13 protein-coding genes are annotated in these 17,504 nt (G+C 60.3%); 7 read left to right on the top strand and 6 right to left on the bottom strand.

All coding sequences use genetic code 11. From position 1 onward, the window contains the following. The first annotated feature begins 241 nt into the window (after nt 1-241). Nucleotides 242-853 (top strand): TetR/AcrR family transcriptional regulator, encoded by a 612-nt coding sequence (locus V7714_RS12635; protein WP_335710052.1) that lies wholly within the window; start codon nt 242-244, stop codon nt 851-853. A 27-nt stretch (nt 854-880) separates the two neighbouring features. Further along, on the top strand, nt 881-1,780 hold the full coding sequence (locus tag V7714_RS12630; RefSeq protein WP_335710051.1) for an alpha/beta hydrolase: 900 nt from the start codon (nt 881-883) through the stop codon (nt 1,778-1,780). 7 nt (nt 1,781-1,787) lie between these two features. On the opposite strand, the gene V7714_RS12625 is transcribed toward V7714_RS12630, so the two are convergent. Further along, on the bottom strand, nt 1,788-2,582 hold the full coding sequence (locus V7714_RS12625) for a substrate-binding periplasmic protein (protein ID WP_335710050.1): 795 nt from the start codon (nt 2,580-2,582) through the stop codon (nt 1,788-1,790). Between the two features lie 562 nt (nt 2,583-3,144). Between V7714_RS12625 and V7714_RS12620 the strand changes: the two genes are divergently transcribed. Further along, nucleotides 3,145-3,972 carry a class I SAM-dependent methyltransferase gene (locus V7714_RS12620; RefSeq protein WP_335710049.1) on the top strand — a complete coding sequence of 276 codons (828 nt, stop codon included), beginning with the start codon at nt 3,145-3,147 and terminating at the stop codon, nt 3,970-3,972. A 348-nt stretch (nt 3,973-4,320) separates the two neighbouring features. On the opposite strand, the gene V7714_RS12615 is transcribed toward V7714_RS12620, so the two are convergent. Further along, nucleotides 4,321-4,929, bottom strand: a complete 609-nt coding sequence (locus V7714_RS12615) for an arylesterase (protein WP_335710048.1) — start codon at nt 4,927-4,929, stop codon at nt 4,321-4,323. A 130-nt stretch (nt 4,930-5,059) separates the two neighbouring features. Between V7714_RS12615 and smc the strand changes: the two genes are divergently transcribed. Beyond that, a complete protein-coding gene (smc, locus tag V7714_RS12610; RefSeq protein ID WP_335710047.1) occupies nt 5,060-8,560 on the top strand; it encodes a chromosome segregation protein SMC in 3,501 nt (1,166 codons plus the stop codon). 411 nt (nt 8,561-8,971) lie between these two features. Then, on the top strand, nt 8,972-9,691 hold the full coding sequence (locus V7714_RS12605; RefSeq protein ID WP_335710046.1) for a substrate-binding periplasmic protein: 720 nt from the start codon (nt 8,972-8,974) through the stop codon (nt 9,689-9,691). A gap of 123 nt (nt 9,692-9,814) precedes the next feature. Here the strand turns inward: V7714_RS12605 and V7714_RS12600 are convergent, their stop codons facing one another. From V7714_RS12600 to phbB, 4 genes are all read right to left on the bottom strand, one after another. Further along, nucleotides 9,815-12,454, bottom strand: coding sequence for a [protein-PII] uridylyltransferase (locus tag V7714_RS12600; protein WP_335710045.1), 2,640 nt, complete (start codon nt 12,452-12,454; stop codon nt 9,815-9,817). A gap of 149 nt (nt 12,455-12,603) precedes the next feature. After that, the gene (locus V7714_RS12595; RefSeq protein WP_335710044.1) at nt 12,604-13,053 is read right to left on the bottom strand and encodes a GNAT family N-acetyltransferase; all 450 of its coding nucleotides are present in this window, start codon (nt 13,051-13,053) and stop codon (nt 12,604-12,606) included. A 169-nt stretch (nt 13,054-13,222) separates the two neighbouring features. Continuing rightward, the gene (gene map, locus V7714_RS12590; RefSeq protein WP_335710158.1) at nt 13,223-14,038 is read right to left on the bottom strand and encodes a type I methionyl aminopeptidase; all 816 of its coding nucleotides are present in this window, start codon (nt 14,036-14,038) and stop codon (nt 13,223-13,225) included. A gap of 249 nt (nt 14,039-14,287) precedes the next feature. After that, nucleotides 14,288-15,022 carry an acetoacetyl-CoA reductase gene (phbB, locus tag V7714_RS12585; RefSeq protein WP_335710043.1) on the bottom strand — a complete coding sequence of 245 codons (735 nt, stop codon included), beginning with the start codon at nt 15,020-15,022 and terminating at the stop codon, nt 14,288-14,290. 315 nt (nt 15,023-15,337) lie between these two features. Here phbB and zapE point away from each other — a divergent pair, with 315 nt between their 5' ends. Then, entirely contained in the window at nt 15,338-16,498 is a 1,161-nt protein-coding gene (gene zapE, locus V7714_RS12580; RefSeq protein ID WP_335710042.1) for a cell division protein ZapE, read from the top strand. Continuing rightward, nucleotides 16,495-17,490: an NAD(P)H-quinone oxidoreductase gene (locus V7714_RS12575; protein ID WP_335710041.1), complete on the top strand. Its 996-nt coding sequence runs from the start codon at nt 16,495-16,497 to the stop codon at nt 17,488-17,490. Before zapE ends, V7714_RS12575 begins: the two co-directional genes overlap by 4 nt. Nucleotides 17,491-17,504: the final 14 nt, after the last annotated feature.

The following is a 17,504-nucleotide window of genomic DNA, read 5'->3' as shown; positions in this document are numbered from 1 at the left end:
CTCCCGTTGAATCCGAGCAACTAGCAGTTTATGCGGCCGTGGCTAGGCGCCAGCAAGCCTGTCATTCCTGTATAGGCTATCGAACCCCATGTGTGTATAGCGGAGCTCTTTATATTCGGGGTTAGACATGCATATCGGCACAAACCAGGGAAAATACACACTTCGCAACAAGCACTTGCAATAAAACGAACGGTCGTGCTATAAATTGAAGCATACCTTACAGAGAAGTCAACTTACCACCATGTCTCGCACTGCCAACAAGGGCCACGCTACCCGAGAAGCCATACTCGACACCGGCATTGCGCTGGCGCGCGAGGTGGGGCTGGGTGCCTTGACCATAGGCGAGCTGGCAGAGCGGGTGGGTATGTCCAAGAGTGGGCTGTTTGCCCATTTTGGCGCCAAGGAGGAGTTGCAATTGGCCGTGCTGCGTGCGGCCCAGGCACGCTTTGACGAGAATGTCTCGCGCCAGGCTTTTCTGGCACCAAGGGGCTTGGCCAGGTTGCGCGAGCTGTACAAGCGCTGGTTAGGCTGGGCGGCGTCAAACCGCCAGCCAGGCGGTTGCCTGATGCTGGCGGCTGCCAGCGAGTTCGACGACCGGCCTGGCCCTGTCCGCGATTACCTTGCCCGGCAACAGGAAGGCTGGCTGGCTGGTTTGTCGCGCACTGTCGGTTTTGCGGTGGAGGCCGGCGAGTTGCCTGAGAACACTGATACCGAACAATTTGCGTTTGAGTTGTTTGGCCTGATTCTTTCTACCCACCATCACGTCCGGTTGCTGCAGGACGAACGCTACTTTGCGCTGGCCCAGGCTGGGTTAGAGCGGCTGATCAACGCCGCCCCCTTGCGCAAGGACTGAACCACCACCCTGAGTACGGAGCCCATCATGCACACTGCCAGCTTGTCTTTTAATAGCACGAACGTTCGTAACTTAATTGCCTTGGGGTCGCTGCGTACCGGGCTGAATACCCTATCGCGGCTGGCACCCAGGCTAGCCATGGCCTGGGCCGAGCGCTTGTTCCTGAGCCCACCCCGCCATGCTTGGCCTGCAGCCGAACAAGGCTGGCTGGCATTGGCAGAGCAAGGCGAGCTGCATACGGTGGGTTTGCCGGTGGCTGAGTGGGACGGCAAGCCCATGCGCACCTACCGATGGGGTGAGGCACGCAGGGGCAAGATTGCCCTGATGCATGGCTGGGGTGGCCGGGCTACTCAGCTGCATGCTTTTATTGCGCCACTGACGGCGGCTGGATATCAGGTGGTGGCCATTGACGCACCAGGCCACGGCGCCAGCCCAGGCAAACAGGCATCAGTGCTGCATTTTGCCCATGCCCTGGAGCGCTTGGTACGCAATGAAGGGGGCGTGGATGGTTTGATTGCGCACTCACTGGGTGGTGCTGCATCGGTATTCGCTTTGTCCAGCCAGCACCTGCCGGTAGGACGTGTGGCCCTGGTATCGCCCAGTGCCGACGTAGCCGCTTACGCACGCCACGTGGGTCGGCTACTCAAGCTGGATAACGACATATTGGCCGGCTTGCAGCATCGCATGGAAACCCGCCTGGGCATGCGCTGGCAGGACTTGAACGCCGTATCGCTGGCAAGCACATTGGTGCAACCCGCCTTGGTCGTGCATGACCAAGGCGACAGGGAAGTCCCCAGTAGTACCGGTAGTGCGCTGGCATCAGCCTGGCCGGGCGCCCGCCTGACGCTGACCAACGGGCTGGGACACAGGCGCATACTGCGTGATCAGGCCGTGGTCGATCAGGTTGTGGCATTCCTGGCGCACTGAGCGGCAATCAGGGCGCACCACCCGGTTCTACATACTTGTTCAACAACAGCGGTGTCTGCTTGTCCCGCAACTGGCCCACGCGCTGCCACAGCTGTTCAGCCAGTTGCGGGTGTTTGGCCATGAAGGCTTTGCCAAACATCAGGTAGTAGTCACGCGAGGTGATGGGGGGGCTCATCTTGACCACTCGCGTCTCCTGCCTGCGGGCCAGATAGCTGTCACCGCTGTCTTCCAGGGTGGCGTAGGCATCAATCCGGCCAGTCAGCAGCTTGGTCATATTTTGGGTGGTGGATTTGGCAGTGTCATCAATGGCGATGCCGAGCTTCTTGAGATCGTCACCCACTGAAAAGGTGTAGTTGATGCCGACAGGCATGCTGTTGCCGCTCAGCTTGCTGCCATCCCATGCCAGCCTGGCATCCGCACGCTGGTACAGCACGTAGTTGATGGTGGTGATACGACGACTGGCGTCGGGCTTGTCGCCACGCATGGGGTAATGACCAAAGGCCAGCCTGTCGTCCTTGAACGAGAAGATAAAGGCGCCGTCGATGAGTCCCGCACCCATATCCTGTAACAGCCTACGGGCCGGCATGCGGATGAACTCGACCTTGATGCCCAGGTCCTGCGCTGCCAGGTCGATCAGGTCCACCGCCAGACCAGGGGGTGCTGCCGGCCGCTCGCCGTTACCCATCTGATAAGGAAAGTTCTCGACATCGGAGTAGCCCAGCTTGAGTGTCGTCGCCAGGGCGGGCGCGCAAAGGCAAAGCATCATGGCGGCCGCAACACCGCCCAGTTTGTTCCTGATCATGGCGTCCACCCATTGGAGTTTGCCGGCTTGGCCGGTCTGTCGCTTTACTTTAGTCCAACTGGCGAGATAGGGCTCGATTGGCGACTGGGCGGCAACAGCGCCTCAGATGGCGCCTGCATTCTTCAGCAAGGCCGCTACGGTCATCTGCTGATCGCCCTCGGCGTTCGGGTGTATCGCATCGCTCTTGAGGGTGTCCAGAGTCAGGATACTTAGCACCATTGGTGGTAGCACGAAGTCCGGCTGCTTTCTCTTCGTTAGAGCGTGCAACCGGTGAGCCGGTTAACGTCGCGTTAGCCACCAGGCTCTCAGTTGTGATGCCTGCCACTATCTTTGCTTCTAAAGCTTTGTGTGCCGTACCACAAGCGACCACTCTTGGCGTTTGCGGTTCTCAGTAATGTGGTACTTTTCGTTCGGTGGTCGGTGGTCGCCTGTGGCTTGGGCAGTTGTAGCGTGAACGGTGATAATGGCTATGCGTTTGTCGCTTACTATACGGCAGATGCAATTTACGCCACGGCATTGGCGGACGACAGAAATTGTCCTGACAAAACAGAAATGGCACATCATGGAAACAGCGCAGCACAATACTTCTGTGCGATTTTGTCCGGACTGCGGACAAGATAACACCCGGCTGGCCCCTTCTGAATTCGGGAGCAATGACTGGCCAATCAAACAGTGCAGCGCATGTCATTTCGTCTATCTGGAAACTGTTCCTGTTTACGAGCGCCTGAGTGAAGAGTTTGCTTGGGAAAAGACGTCCGTGGCCGAAACCGAACGACGAGTTTCCGAAGAACCGATCAAGCAGTCGGTAAGCAAGGCGCTCAAAACAATTCGCCGGAGATGGCTTAAAAGAGACAAGCTCGGCACCCTCATTCGCCGGTACTTTCAAGCAGGCAAAGTGTTGGATGTTGGCTGCGCAGAAGGCGGTATTTTAAAGAATCTAGATTCGATCTATATCCCTCACGGCATCGAAATCTCAAAGGCGCTTGCCGCCCAAGCGAATAGTGCGGCGGCATCTCGCGGCGGTTATGTAGTGCATAACAACGCACTTTCCGGCTTGGCAGAATTTCAGGAGATGAACTTCACCGGCATTGTCATGAGTGCATTTCTTGAACATGAATGCGAACCCAGGGGGCTGTTGTCTGAGGCCTTTCGCAGCCTCAAGGCAGGTGGTCATTGCATCATAAAGGTTCCAAATTTCGCTTCGTTGAATAGAGTGGCACGAGGCAAGAAGTGGTGCGGTTTTCGATTGCCTGACCATGTCAATTATTTCACTCCCGCGAACTTGGCTGCAATGTGTGTGGGAGTCGGTTTTCGTGTCGAGAAATTCAGCATTTCGGATCGCCTGCCGACGAGCGATAATATGTGGATTGTCATTCAAAAGCCGCTGTAAACATTGCTATGCTGACCAGGTTCTGCGAAGACATTTGAGTGCTGTGCTTCATTCTTTCTGCACACACAGGTCGATCAGTGGATTTAGTCTTGCCCGTGCGCTAGCCTGGCATTCAAGCGGAGCTGCGCAAAAAACTGCGCAGCCCGTTTAATAAGCCGTTGAAAAACAATTTCGGCTCCGATCGAAGCTTAGAGAAATACGCAGAATCATGTTTGTTGCCTAAAAACCAAGCAGAGTCTGTCTAAGGTTTGAGAAAGCCAGATCTCTGATGGGGCGCATTTAGTCAATTCTTCCAGTCAAAAAAATAGTTTTTCAACGGCCTGTTAGTCGTGTAAGGCGATGGGGGCCTCAGATGGCGCCTGCATCCTTCAACAAGGCCGCCACGGCCTCGGCCATCTGCTGATAGCCCTCGGCATTTGGGTGTATCGCGTCACTCTTGAGGGCACCTTGGGTCAGAATAGCTTCCAGTGCCTCGGCTTCAAGTGGCACGCTGTACTCCTTGGCCAACTCGGCATAAAAGTCTGGCACATCCACCCCGAAACCAGGCTTGGGTGTGGCGATCAGCACCACAGGCAGTTTGCGGCTACGGGCTTCATCCAGCATTTTGCGCAGGTTACCTACCGTCTCAGCTTCGTCCAGTCGCCTTAGGAAATCATTGCCGCCCAGGCACAGTATCACCAGGCCTGGCTGGGTTTCGTCCAGCACCGTGGCAAAGCGGGCCACGCCATCGGCCGTGGTGTTGCCGGGTATGCCGGCATTTTCCACCTTGCGGCCTATCAGCCCAGCCAGGACGGCAGGGTAGCTGGTTTCTGGTGTGGCGCCGGTGCCAAAGGTGAGGCTGTCACCGAAGGCCAGTACCGTAGCGGTGCTGGGTAGGCGAGGAAGTTCGGCTTGCCTGCCACAACTGATCAGCAGGGCGAGCAACAGCAAGGTGGCAAGGCGGGTAATGAAGGTCATGGTGGGCTCCTTGCTCGTCATGTTAGAACCTGTTGTCTGCGCTGTCTCTACCCCTGAAATCATGCATGGAAGGCTCGGTAGGCCTGCGCATCGTTTACAATCCGCCGACCCCATCACTTGCCCACTGCCTGTGCGCCTTACCCACGTCAAACTTGCCGGTTTCAAGAGCTTTGTCGACCCCACCGCGATACCGGTGCCGGGCCAGCTCGTAGCCGTGGTTGGCCCCAATGGCTGCGGCAAGTCCAATGTAATCGATGCCGTGCGCTGGGTGCTGGGTGAGTCCTCGGCCAAGCAACTGCGCGGCGAGTCCATGCAGGATGTGATTTTCAATGGCTCGACCAGCCGCAAGCCGGTCAGCCGTGCCTCGGTCGAACTGGTGTTCGACAACACCGAGGGCAGGGCGGCGGGGGCCTGGTCGCAGTACGCCGAGATCAGCATCAAACGGGTGCTGACACGGCAGGGCGAATCGTCTTACCACATCAACAATATCCAGTGCCGGCGCAAGGACATTGCCGACCTGTTCCTGGGTACGGGCGTAGGGACACGCGGCTATGCGGTGATCGAGCAGGGCATGATCTCGCGCATTATCGAAGCCAGGCCCGAGGAGCTGCGTGCGTTTCTGGAAGAAGCGGCCGGGGTTTCCAAGTACAAGGAGCGGCGCAAGGAGACGGAAAGCCGCATTGCCGATACGCGCGAAAACCTGTCACGGGTGGACGACATAAGGCAGGAACTGGCTGGACAACTGGAAAAACTGGAAACCCAGGCTGGCGTCGCTGCCCAATACAACCATTATCGTCACCGGCTGACCGAGCGGCAGAATCTGCTCGCCTTGCAGCGTAAGCTCGATGCTGAGCGCGACGAGGCACGTTGCCGCAGTGAAATAGCGGCCGCGCAGACGGCGTTGGAATTGCAGACCGGCAGGCTGCGCGATACCGAAGCGGCGATCGAGTTGCTGCGCGAGGCGCACTACGATGCCAACGACCGCGTCAGCGAGGCGCAAACCATACTGGCAGACGCCAGTGCCACGGTGGCGCGAATGGAACAAAAGCTGCTGCATCTGCGTGAAACCCGGCAGCGCCTGACCCAGCAACAGAACCAAGCCAAACAACGGCTGGATGAATTGGGCCGGCAAGCGCAGGGGCTGGAGGCCGAGCGCGAGGAGTGGCGGTTCAAGCGCGACGAAGCCGCCATGGCGCAGGAAGACGTGCAGCTCAACCTGCTGGCCGAGCAAGAGGCACTGCCCAGGCTGGAAGAAGCCTACAAGACCCACGAAACCGAACTGGCCGAGGCGCAGCTCGCCTATTCACATGCGCGCCAGACCAAGCAGCTGGCTGAGCAGCAACTACAACACCTGGACCGTAGCCTGGCCCAATTGCAGCAAAGACGAGACAGGCAGGAAGGCGAGCTGCGCAACCTGCCCGAACCCGATACCGAGCTGCTGGCCGAGAAACGCATGGTGCTGGAAGAGCTGGGTCTGAGCCTGGAGGATGCACAGGCCCGCCTGTTTGAGCTGGATACAAACCTGCACGCTGCCGAGGAGGCACGTGGCAGTCACCGCCGCGAAGTGGAGCGCCTGCGCACCGAGCGGGCGGAACTGAGTGCCCGCCATGATGCCCTGGCCAAGCTGCAAGCGCAGGCTGGTGCGGACAAGGCGCTGGATGGCTGGCTGGCAAAGCTGGGGCTGGCCGATGCGCCCAGGGTGTTCCGCCATCTCAAGATCAGCCCAGGCTGGGAGCTGGCAGTAGAGGCTGCATTGCGCGAGCGTATGAATGCGGTGGTCAAGGCGGGTGTCAGCATGGCGGACCGGGCGCCGGCGCGGCTGAGCTGGGTGGAGCCGGCCAGTACGACGCCAAGCATGCCGGGCACGTTGACTGGCGCCAACCCCTTGCTGAATCACGTCAGTACCGATCTGGCGGGGCTGCAGCCTGCGCTGGCCGACTGGCTGGCGCAGGTATGGTGCGTGGCCAGTGATGCCGACCTGGCAACAATGCAGGCGCAACTGCCGCCAGGTGGCCTGCTGATCGCGCCATCCGGCCATGCTGCCAGCCGCCATGCGATTCATTTCTACGCCCCGGACAACGCCCTGGCTGGCATGCTGCAGCGTGAGCGGGAGCTGGCCGAACTGGCAGGCAAGCTGACACTGGCGGGCCCAGCACTGGAGGCTGAGACAACGGCCTTGCACGCCGCCGAGCAAAAGCTGGGCGAGCTACACGGCGAGCTCAAGCACGCCCGGACCAAGCTTGACGCGCTACGCCAGCAGCGGGGCGAACGACAGGTCGAGGTAGCACGGCTTAGCCAGGCGGCAGAGCAGGCACAGAGCCGCCGGGCCGCTCTGCAAGCCGAAATCGCCGAGATAGGTGAAGAAGCGGCCGAACTGGCGTTGGAGCGCGAGGAAGTCAAACTGGAAGCAGAAACAGCCGCCAGCGAGTTGCCAGAGCATGAGCGGTCTGTGGAGCGCAGCAAGCTGGCCAGGGTGGAATCCGAAACCGCGCTGGATATACAACGCGGCCGACTGCGCCAGGCCGAGCGCCAGGCACAGGAAACCGGCTTTGCCCGGCAATCGTCAGAAGCCCGGCTGGGCGAGCTGGAGCGCCGCCATGGCGACCTGGCGCAGCAGATGGAAGAAGCCAGGCTAAGGCTGGAGGAAGCCAGCTTTGATCTGGAAGGCATAGACGAAGGCGAGTTTGATATCGGCTTTCAGGAGGCTGTCAACCAGCGAGCCGACAAGGAACGGACGCTGGCTGGCCTGCGCGACGCCGCCAATGCTGCTACCAATGCGCTCAAGGAGAAAGAGCTGGAAAAGCACCAGGTGGAGCAAGGCTTTGACCCGCTGCGCGACAAGGTGGGCGAGCTGCGGCTGAAGGAGCAGGAGGCGCGGCTGGCGCTGGAGCGCTTTACCCAGGAGCTGGACGAGGCGGGTGCGGATGTGGCGGCCTTGCTACCCCTGATTGGCGATGGGCTCAAGATCAATGCCCTGGTCAGCGAAATCGGCAAGCTGACGCAGGCCATCAGCGCCCTGGGCAATGTCAACCTGGCAGCACTGGACGAGCTGAACGCCGCACGTGAGCGCAAGACCTATCTGGATAGCCAGGCGGCCGACCTGATAGAGGCCATGGAGACGCTGGAATCGGCCATACGCAAGATAGACCGCGAAACCCGGACCATGCTGCAAACCACCTACGACACGGTGAACAGCAATCTGCAGGAGCTATTTCCCCTGCTGTTCGGTGGCGGCCATGCCGAGCTGATACTGACGGGCGACGAGATACTGGATGCCGGCATCCAGATCATGGCGCAACCGCCCGGCAAGAAGAACGCCACCATACACCTGCTATCGGGCGGCGAAAAAGCACTGACGGCCCTCTCGTTGGTATTTTCGCTGTTCCGCCTCAATCCCGCGCCGTTCTGCCTGCTGGACGAGGTGGATGCCCCACTGGACGATGCCAACACCGGCCGTTTCTGCCAGATGGTGAAGCGCATGGCCGAGAAAACTCAGTTCCTCTATATCAGCCATAACAAGATCACCATGGAAATGGCCGATCAACTGGTGGGCATCACCATGCAGGAGCAGGGGGTGAGCCGGGTGGTGGCGGTGGATATCCAACAGGCGTTGGAGATGGCGACGCCTTAGAGCCTGTTCAACGTCTTTTCGCTGCGTCGCTGATCTGGAAAAAGGCCAGGCACAAGGCGTGGTGCGCAGGCAATAACCAGTTATTGCCAAGCGCCACAACGCAGTGAATGGCCGTTTTCCAGCTCAGCCCTACGGGTTCGCAGCCTTGCCGGCGAAGGGCGGCGTTGCAAGCCGCTGACGGTACCGGTACCGGAACCCGTACCGCTGCGCGGCTTGCGCCTTGCCCTTCATCCGGCAAGGTTGCGAACGACGCGGCGAAAAGAATTTGAACAGGCTCTTCGTGGCGCTTAAAGGCCTTTGGGCGGCGGGTTTCCGCCGGTAAGCCGTTGAATGTACATGTGATGCACCCAGGTGTTTTTTTGTTACGTTCACCCTAGGCCGACTACACTGGTAGTCCGATGGGAGCGCATCGTGCCTGGCATTCGATACCTTGTACTGTTTTGCCTCTGGCCTGCCTATGCGCAGGCAAGCGGCCTGCTGCTGACCACCGAGGATTCACCCCCCGCGCAGATGATGCGTGAAGGGGTTCTGGCCGGACGCTCGGTCGACAAGGTGCGCGAGATCATGCGGCGTACCGGCACCCAGTACGATATGCAACTGCTGCCGTGGGCCAGGGCCTACGAATTGGCCCTGCGGCAGGGTGCGCAGGCCTGCGTGTTCAGCACCACCCGCAATGTGCAGCGCGAAGGGCAGTTCAAATGGGTAGGCCCGCTCACCAAGAGCGACTGGGTGCTGTTTGGCCAGTCAGGCCGGGATTACGGTATCAAGAGCCTGGCGGATGTGCGCCGATATGTGGTGGGAACCTATAACGCCGACGTGCGCGATGCCTGGCTGAAGGAACGCGGCTTTCGGGTCGATACCGCCCCGCAGGACGAAATGAACCCGCGCAAGCTGATGGCCGGACGCATAGACCTGTGGGCCAATGATGCGGACGTGGGCCGCATATTGTTGCAAAACCAGGGCCTGGAGGCCGAGATCAAACCGGTATTCACTTTCCACAGCCTGGGGCTATATCTGGCCTGCAATCCAGCCGTGCCGGACGGGCTGATCAGCCGCTTGCAGATAGCCTATGACGAGATGGCGCGGGATGGCTATAACCGGCGTATCGATGCTGAGTACGACAAATATTGAGCTTCAAGCGGAATGTGCAACCACCCGGCAAAAACCTGATTACTCCAGCCTGAAACTGCACGAACGCAGGCAGGGCACCCATACCGCTTGCCATTCCCCCAGGCAAGCGGCAGCACTGAGCACTCAAACCCGTAAAGTCTCCATCAAGTCCGCCTCCAGCCTCACCAGGCTCTTGGGATCGGCCAGGGCATTGCCCGAGATAGTGAAGGTATCCTCGGCGCGCTCGCCCAGTGTCATGATCTTGGCGGAGTGGATGGCGATGGCGTGCCTGGAGAGCACCCGGGCGATGCGGGAGAGCAGGCCTGGGCGGTCGCCGGCGATCAGCGAGAGGATGTGCAGCTTCTGCTTGTCGTCCTGCCGTATCAATACTTGCGGTGGCAGCGGGAAGTGCTTGAGCACGCGGCTGACGCGGCCGCTTAGGGGTGGTGGCAGCGGGTCATCGCGGATGATGAGCTGGGCCAGCTCATACTCGATGTAGCCTACCAGGTCGCGGTAATCAATATCGCGGCCATCGGCGACATGGACATAGAAACTGTCGAGTGCGTAGCCCTTGAGTGTGGTGTAGATCTTGGCGTCGAAGATGCTGTAGCCGGCGCGCTCGAAGAAGGCACAGATGCGGGCGAACAGATCGGGCCGGTCGGGGCAGTAGACCAGCACCTGCAGGCCGCCATCGGCCTCGGCGGGGCGGGCCCGTATGGTGATCTCGTCGTTATCGAATCGACCCCACAAGACCCGGCCATGCCAGGCGATCTCTGGGGCGTCGTGGCGCAGGAAGTAGACTGGGTCCAGTGTTTTCCAGAACGGCAAATGGGCATCATCGCGCAGGCCATGGCGGCGCATCAGGCTTTCGGCCTCGTTGCGGCGCTCGTACAGGGCATCGTTGGCGTTGAGTGTTTCGCCGGTCAGGTAGCGGCGGGTGGCACGGAACAGGTCCTCCAGCAGCTTGGCTTTCCAGGCGTTCCACACCTTGGGGCTGGTGCCACGGATATCAGCCACGGTCAGCAGGTAAAGCGCATTGAGGTGGCGCTCATCGCGGACGATCTGGGCAAAGGCTGCTACCGTATCGGGGTCATACACATCCTGCTTCTGCGCTACGCTGGACATGGTCAGGTGGTGTTCCACCAGCCAGGCCACCATATCAGTGTCTTCCTTGCTCTGGCCGTGGCTGACGCAGAACTCACGGGCATCGACCTTGCCCAGCTGCGAATGATCGCCACCGCGTCCCTTGCCTATATCGTGGAACAAGGCCGCCAGATAGAGCACTTCGGGGCGCTCGAAGGCTTCGATCAGCTGCGAGCAGGCGGGGTATTCGTGATTGAAGGCAGGTGTGGCAAAGCGGCGCAGATTGCGCAGCACCATGAGGATATGCTCGTCCACGGTATAGACGTGGAACAGGTCGTGTTGCATGCGGCCGACTATCTTGCCGAAAGCCGGAATATAGCGGCCCAGTACGCCGTACTGGTTCATGCGGCGCATGACCCGGGTGGTGCCCCAAGGCTGGCGCATGATTTCCATGAACAGCGCCTTGTTGGCCGGGTCACGCCGGAAGGTGGCGTTGATACGGGGGCGGGCGTGCCATAGCGCACGCAGGGTATCGGCGCCGATGGCGGTGAGCTCGGGGTGCTGCTGCAGGACCAGAAAGGTTTCCAGTATGGCCGATGGGGTCTGCTCGTAAACCTCGGGATTGGCGATCTCCAGCAGGTGGCCACGAGCCACGAAGCGCTCGTTGATGGGCTGTATCTCCAACTGGGCGCGGCCATAGAGTGTGCGACGCAGGGCCTGCAGGATCAACGGCTGCAGTTGGGCGACAATACGGGCAGACAGATAATAGACCGCCATCAGCTGCTCGCTGGCACGGGCTGCGCTGGTGTCGGCATAGCCAAAGCGCTTGGCCAGAGCGTTCTGGAAATCGAACAGGATGCGGTCTTCGCGCCGGCCTGCAGCCAGGTGCAGGGCAATACGGAAGGACCAGAGCATCTTCTCGGCGCGCTTGAGCTTGCGCATTTCCTGCCCGGTCAGCATGCCGGCCTTGTGCAGGCCGCTCCAGTCACTGGCAATGCCGCAAGCGCGCGCAAGCCACAGCAGCAGGTGCAGATCGCGCAGGCCACCTGGCGCCTCTTTGACATTGGGTTCCAGCTTGTTGACCGAGCCCTGGTGGCGCTCATGTCGTTGCTGCTGTTCCAGCAACTTGGCTTCGAAGAAGGCTCTGGGGTCGAGGCGCTTGAACACCTGTTCCATCAGCTCGCTGTAGGCCGCACCGGAACCCGACAACAGCCGGGTCTCTAGCAGCGTGGTCTGCACGGTAATGTCTCGCCCGGCCTCTTCCATGCATTCCCTGAGGGTGCGCACGCTGTGGCCAACCTCCAGGCCCAGATCCCACAGCAGACCGATCAGGTTTTCCACCTTGTCCAGCAAAGGCTGGCTGGCACCTTCCGGCAGCAGGAACAGCAGGTCGATATCCGAACCGGGGAACAGTTGCCCACGACCGTAGCCGCCCACGGCAATCAGGGCGGCCTGCGGGTCCATCTGCTGCTCGCGCCAGCGCTCGATCAGGAACTGATCCACCAAACGCGCATCGGCTTCCAGCAGGCTACCGGCCAGCTCTGGGTCGCAGTAGTCGGCATACAAGGCGGTACGGGCACCGTGCAGCTTGCGTTTGAGGTCAGGAATGGAGAGCGGAGCGTTCATGGCGGTGATATCGGGAAGCTTGTTGCCATCTTCGCCGCTTTGGTGCGGATAGGAAACCATTTCGGGGTTTGTCATGAGCTTGTCTGCGTTAAAGCGCAGATAAGTGTGGCGCTGGCGCCCGGGCAAGCCGGGTGCCAGCCCTTCGCCTTCACTCGCACAACGCACCCTTGAGCTAGACCCTCGCCATGCTTCCTATTGGATGGTGCGCTATAGGCCAGGGCCGCTCAGCCGGTGTGCAAGAGGCTGACCAGTGCCAGCCCATCAGGCGTTTGAGAAGTGCGCACCGGCTTGAAGCCCAGCTTGGCGTACAAGGCCAGGGCAGGGGCATTGGCAGCCGCAGTGGAGACACGCAGCGGCTGCGCCCCTACCCAATCGAGCACGGCATTGACCAGTTGCACCGCTACCCCTCGGCGCTGCACAGCAGGTGATACCACCAGGCGGCAGATCAGGATGCCATCACCGTCCTCGATAAAACCAATGGCGCCCTGCAATTCGCCATCTACACGCCAACCCAGCATGGTTTCGCCACTATCCATCAACTCGGGCAGGCCTTCCTTGAGCGGTGGCAGGTCGGGGTAGCCAATCAGTTCGGCTTCCTGGCGGTAGGCCAGGCGCTGCAGCTGCAAAAGCTCGGCGGCGAGCAACGCATCCGCCAGGTCGATGGGAACCAGCATGGCTTATCCTCCAGGGCAGTCTTTTTAGCTTTGAAAGCAGCATAGACGGTGCCGACGGCGGCCGGTTTTATATTCCGGCGCTGCCCGTTTACCCTGTATTTGCGCTGGCATGTGCCGCAAATGCAAAAGACGCCGCTAAACGGCGTCTCTGTGTGGCATGCCTGGCCTGTCAGGCGGTGACCGGCGCTGAGAGCAGGGCCGGCTTGGCTGGTGAACCAGCGGACTGGGTCAGCACTTCATAGCCGGTCTCGGTCACAAGTATGGTGTGTTCCCACTGGGCAGAGATGGAGCGATCCTTGGTGACTATGGTCCAACCGTCGGGCATGGAGCGTATGTCCTTCTTGCCAGCGTTGATCATAGGCTCGATGGTGAAGATCATGCCGGCCTTCAGTTCCACGCCAGTGCCCGGCTTGCCGTAGTGCAGCACCTGTGGCTCCTCATGGAACTTCTTGCCTATGCCGTGACCACAGAATTCGCGCACCACCGAGTAACCGTTCTTCTCGGCATGGCGCTGAATGGCGGCACCGATATCGCCAAGGCGGGCGCCCGGCTTGACCAGCTCTATGCCTAACCACATGCATTCATAGGTTACCTGGCTCAGGCGGCGGGTATGGGAGGCAACGGTGCCAACCTCATACATGCGGCTGTTGTCGCCGTGGTAGCCATCCTTGATGACGGTGATATCCAGATTGACCACATCGCCGTTCTTGAGCGGCTTGTCGTTGGGTATGCCATGGCAGATCACCTGGTTGACCGAGGTGCAGATGGCGGCCGGGTAGGGGGTATAACCCGGTGGGCAATAGTTGAGTGGCGCCGGGATGGTGCCTTGCACATTGACCATGTATTCATGGCACAGACGGTTCAATTCCAGCGTCGTTACGCCCGGCTTGACGAAGGGGGTGATGTAATCGAGCACTTCGCTGGCCAGCCGGCCGGCAATACGCATTTTCTCGATGTCTTCCTGAGTCTTGATGACGATGGTCATGGCAGGGCGCTGTTCATTCAAGTTCGGTTCAAAGCGGAAGGATACCGCCTGATGCGGGGGTGGGCAATTTGGAAATAATTATGTAACTGATTTATAAGCACAATCATTGCAAGACCCCTGCGCTGCGGCGTATATCTGCGGCCATGTAAATGAAAAGGGGTGCCATGCACCCCTTGCTACCTCAGCGTTTACGACAGGTACTGAAACGGTCTGGCAGAGCCAGCGTACCTGTCGCGGCTGGCGCGGCGCTTAGTACATATGCTGGCCGCCGTTGATGGCGATATTGGAGCCGGTGATGAAGCCGGATTTGTCACCAGCCAGATAAACCACCAGGTCGGCGACTTCTTCCGGCAGGCCCAGGCGGTTGACCGGGATGCCGGAAATGATGGCGTGACGGATTTCTTCCTTGACTGCCATGACCATCTCGGTGGCGATATAGCCTGGGCTGACGGTGTTGACCGTGACGCCCTTCTTGGCGACTTCCTGTGCCAGGGCCTTGGTAAAGCCATGCATGCCGGCCTTGGCTGCCGAGTAGTTGGTCTGGCCGAACTGGCCTTTTTGGCCATTGATGCTGGAGATATTGATGACACGGCCGAAGCTGCGGTCGGTCATGCCGTCGATAAAGGGCTTGGTGACGTTGAAGATGGAATCCAGGTCGGTACGCATGACCACATCCCAGTCCACCTTGCTCATCTTGCGGAAGGTGGTGTCCTTGGTGATGCCGGCATTGTTGACCAGCACATCAACCGGGCCGACTTCCGCGCTGATGCGGGCGGCAAGTGCCTGGCAGGATTCATAGTCGGCCACATCACATTGATAGGCGTGGAAGGTGTAGCCCTTTTCCTTCTGGTCGGCTAGCCATTGAACTTCCTTGCCTGGCCGGCTGTAGGTGGTGACTACGGTGTGCCCCGCGTCGGCGAGTTTCTGACAGATGGCGGTTCCGATACCGCCCATGCCGCCGGTGACGAGTGCGATTCTGGCCATGTTGGCTTTCTCCTGAGTTTGCGTGCTTGGAATGGCCGCGTTATTAGGTTTGAGGGTGTGCATCGCTGCCACCCGGCTGCGGCCAGTCCCCAATATATACGAGTCGTTACGTCAGGTCTTGCAGCTACCTCCCGATATCCCATTTTCCCAGTCGTGCCGGCCAGCTCAAGCGAATTGTGTGCCGCCCTAGCAGTTATGGCAGGCCCAAGAACTTCCTGCTAGGGTTGCCTGCACGCGTACGAACCCAGGCTTCGGGGAGCGTGCGTGCTTGCGTCACAGTTATAATCGGTTTTATCGCGCCAACCAAAGTCCGCCATGTCGCAACACGTATTCACCGCCCATATCCAGCCTGGCACACCACCATTACAGTGGTATGAGGCCGCCGCAGGGCAAGAAGGTTTCCAGCGCGATGCATCGCAGGAAAACGCCATACGCCACCTGCAGCGCCTGTACGACGACCTGCTGGAATTCAAGCGCAAGCGCGACCGGCTGTTCGGCCGCAGCCTGCTGCCCTCGCCCGATGTGCCCAAGGGCTTGTATTTCTGGGGCGGGGTAGGACGCGGCAAGAGCTTTCTCATGGATGGCTTCTTTGCCTGCCTGCCCTATAAGCGCAAGCGCAGGCTGCATTTCCACCACTTCATGCAAGAGGTGCACGATGGCCTGCGCGCGCTGAAGAACGAAACCGACCCGCTGGCCACCGTGGCCGCCAACATTGCCAGACATACACGCGTACTGTGCTTCGACGAATTCCATGTCTCGGACATTGCTGACGCCATGATACTGGGCCGCTTGTTCACCCACTTGTTCGACCTGGGCACCGTGCTGGTGGCCACCAGCAACTATGCGCCGGATGACCTCTACCCCAATGGTCTGCAGCGCCATAACTTCCTGCCCACCATCGCCTTGCTCAAGCAGCATGTGGAGGTCGTCAATGTCGATGGCGGCAACGACTACCGTATGCGCACTCTGACCCAGGCGCGCACGTATCTCACCCCCATCACGCCCGATACCGACAGGGAACTGGCCAGCATCTTCAGCAAGCTGGCTACGGCATCCGACCTGCCCTGCGAGATGGTGATAGAGGAGCGCAAGGTGACGGCCCTGCGCCACGCACCTGGGGTGGTGTGGTTCAGCTTCAAGGAACTGTGCGATGGCCCGCGCTCACAAACCGATTATCTATGGCTGGCACGGCAGTACCACACCGTCATCCTGTCTGATGTGCCAGTGCTGACCGCCAAGGAGGCATCGGCCGCACGGCGGCTCACCTGGCTGGTCGATGTTTTCTACGACTACCGGGTCAAGTTGATCATCTCGGCCCAGACCGAAGCCGAGGCTATCTACACCGAAGGCAGCTTTGCCCATGAGTTCTTCCGCACCGCCAGCCGCTTGACCGAGATGCAATCTACCGACTACCTGTCCTTGCCGCATGAGGCCGGCAAGGTAAAGGACGCCGCCATGAGTGTGGCACTGACATGAGCATGCCACCGCCAGCCACCATGCGTGCGCTACTGCAAACCGCGCCCGGTGGCGCCGATACGCTATGTATGGGGACTACCACCACACCGATACCGGCTGCTGGGCAATTACTGGTGCGCGTGCAGGCTGCCGGCGTCAACCGCGCCGATATCGTGCAACGAGAAGGGCGCTACCCGGCCCCGCCAGGTGCATCGCCCATACTGGGCCTGGAGGTGGCGGGCGAAGTCGCTGCGCTGGGCGAGGGCGTTACTGGGTTTGCCGTGGGCGATGCGGTGTTCGGCCTGGTGGCCGGCGGCGGCTATGCCCAATATACCGTGCTAGCTGCCGACTGCGCCGTGCTACGGTCTGACTGGCTCAGCGTCGAAGCTGCAGCCAGCCTGCCAGAAGCCTGGATGACCGCCTGGCTCAACCTTGTGGTGCTCGGCGGCCTGCGGGCCGGGGAAACGATACTGGTGCATGCAGGCGCCAGTGGCGTGGGCGCGGCGGCCATACAACTGGCCAAGCTGCTGGGCGCCAGCGCCATCGCCACGGTGGGTAGCGAGGCGAAAGCTGCCTACTGCCGCAGCCTGGGCGCACGCCTGGCCATCAACTACCGCACAGCAGATTTTGCCGCCGAGGTCAAAGCACTGGGTGGTGTGGAGCTGATACTGGATTGCATAGGCGGTGCCTATCTGGATGGCAACCTGGCCAGCCTGAAACCCGATGGCAGATTGGTGGTCATTGGTTTGATGGGGGGCGCAGGGGCGCAACTCGATATCGGCCGGCTGTTGGTGAAGCGGCTATCGGTGCGCGGCTCTACGCTGCGGCCGCAGCCGGCCCAAGTAAAGGCCAGCCTGACCGCTGCACTGCGCGACACAGTGCTACCTGCACTGGCAGCAGGTGAGATCAAACTAACGCTGGACCAGACCTTCGCCTGGGCCGATGCCCCCCAGGCACACCGCTATCTGGAAGACAACCGCAACTGTGGCAAAGTGGTATTGTGCATCGATTGAAGCAGGCAACTCGG

It is taken from the genome of Chitinimonas sp. JJ19 (genome assembly GCF_036961565.1).
Taxonomy (GTDB): Bacteria; Pseudomonadota; Gammaproteobacteria; order Burkholderiales; family Chitinimonadaceae; genus Chitinimonas.
Note: the sequence above shows the minus strand (reverse complement) of the source record. Positions and strands in the feature narration are given on the sequence as shown.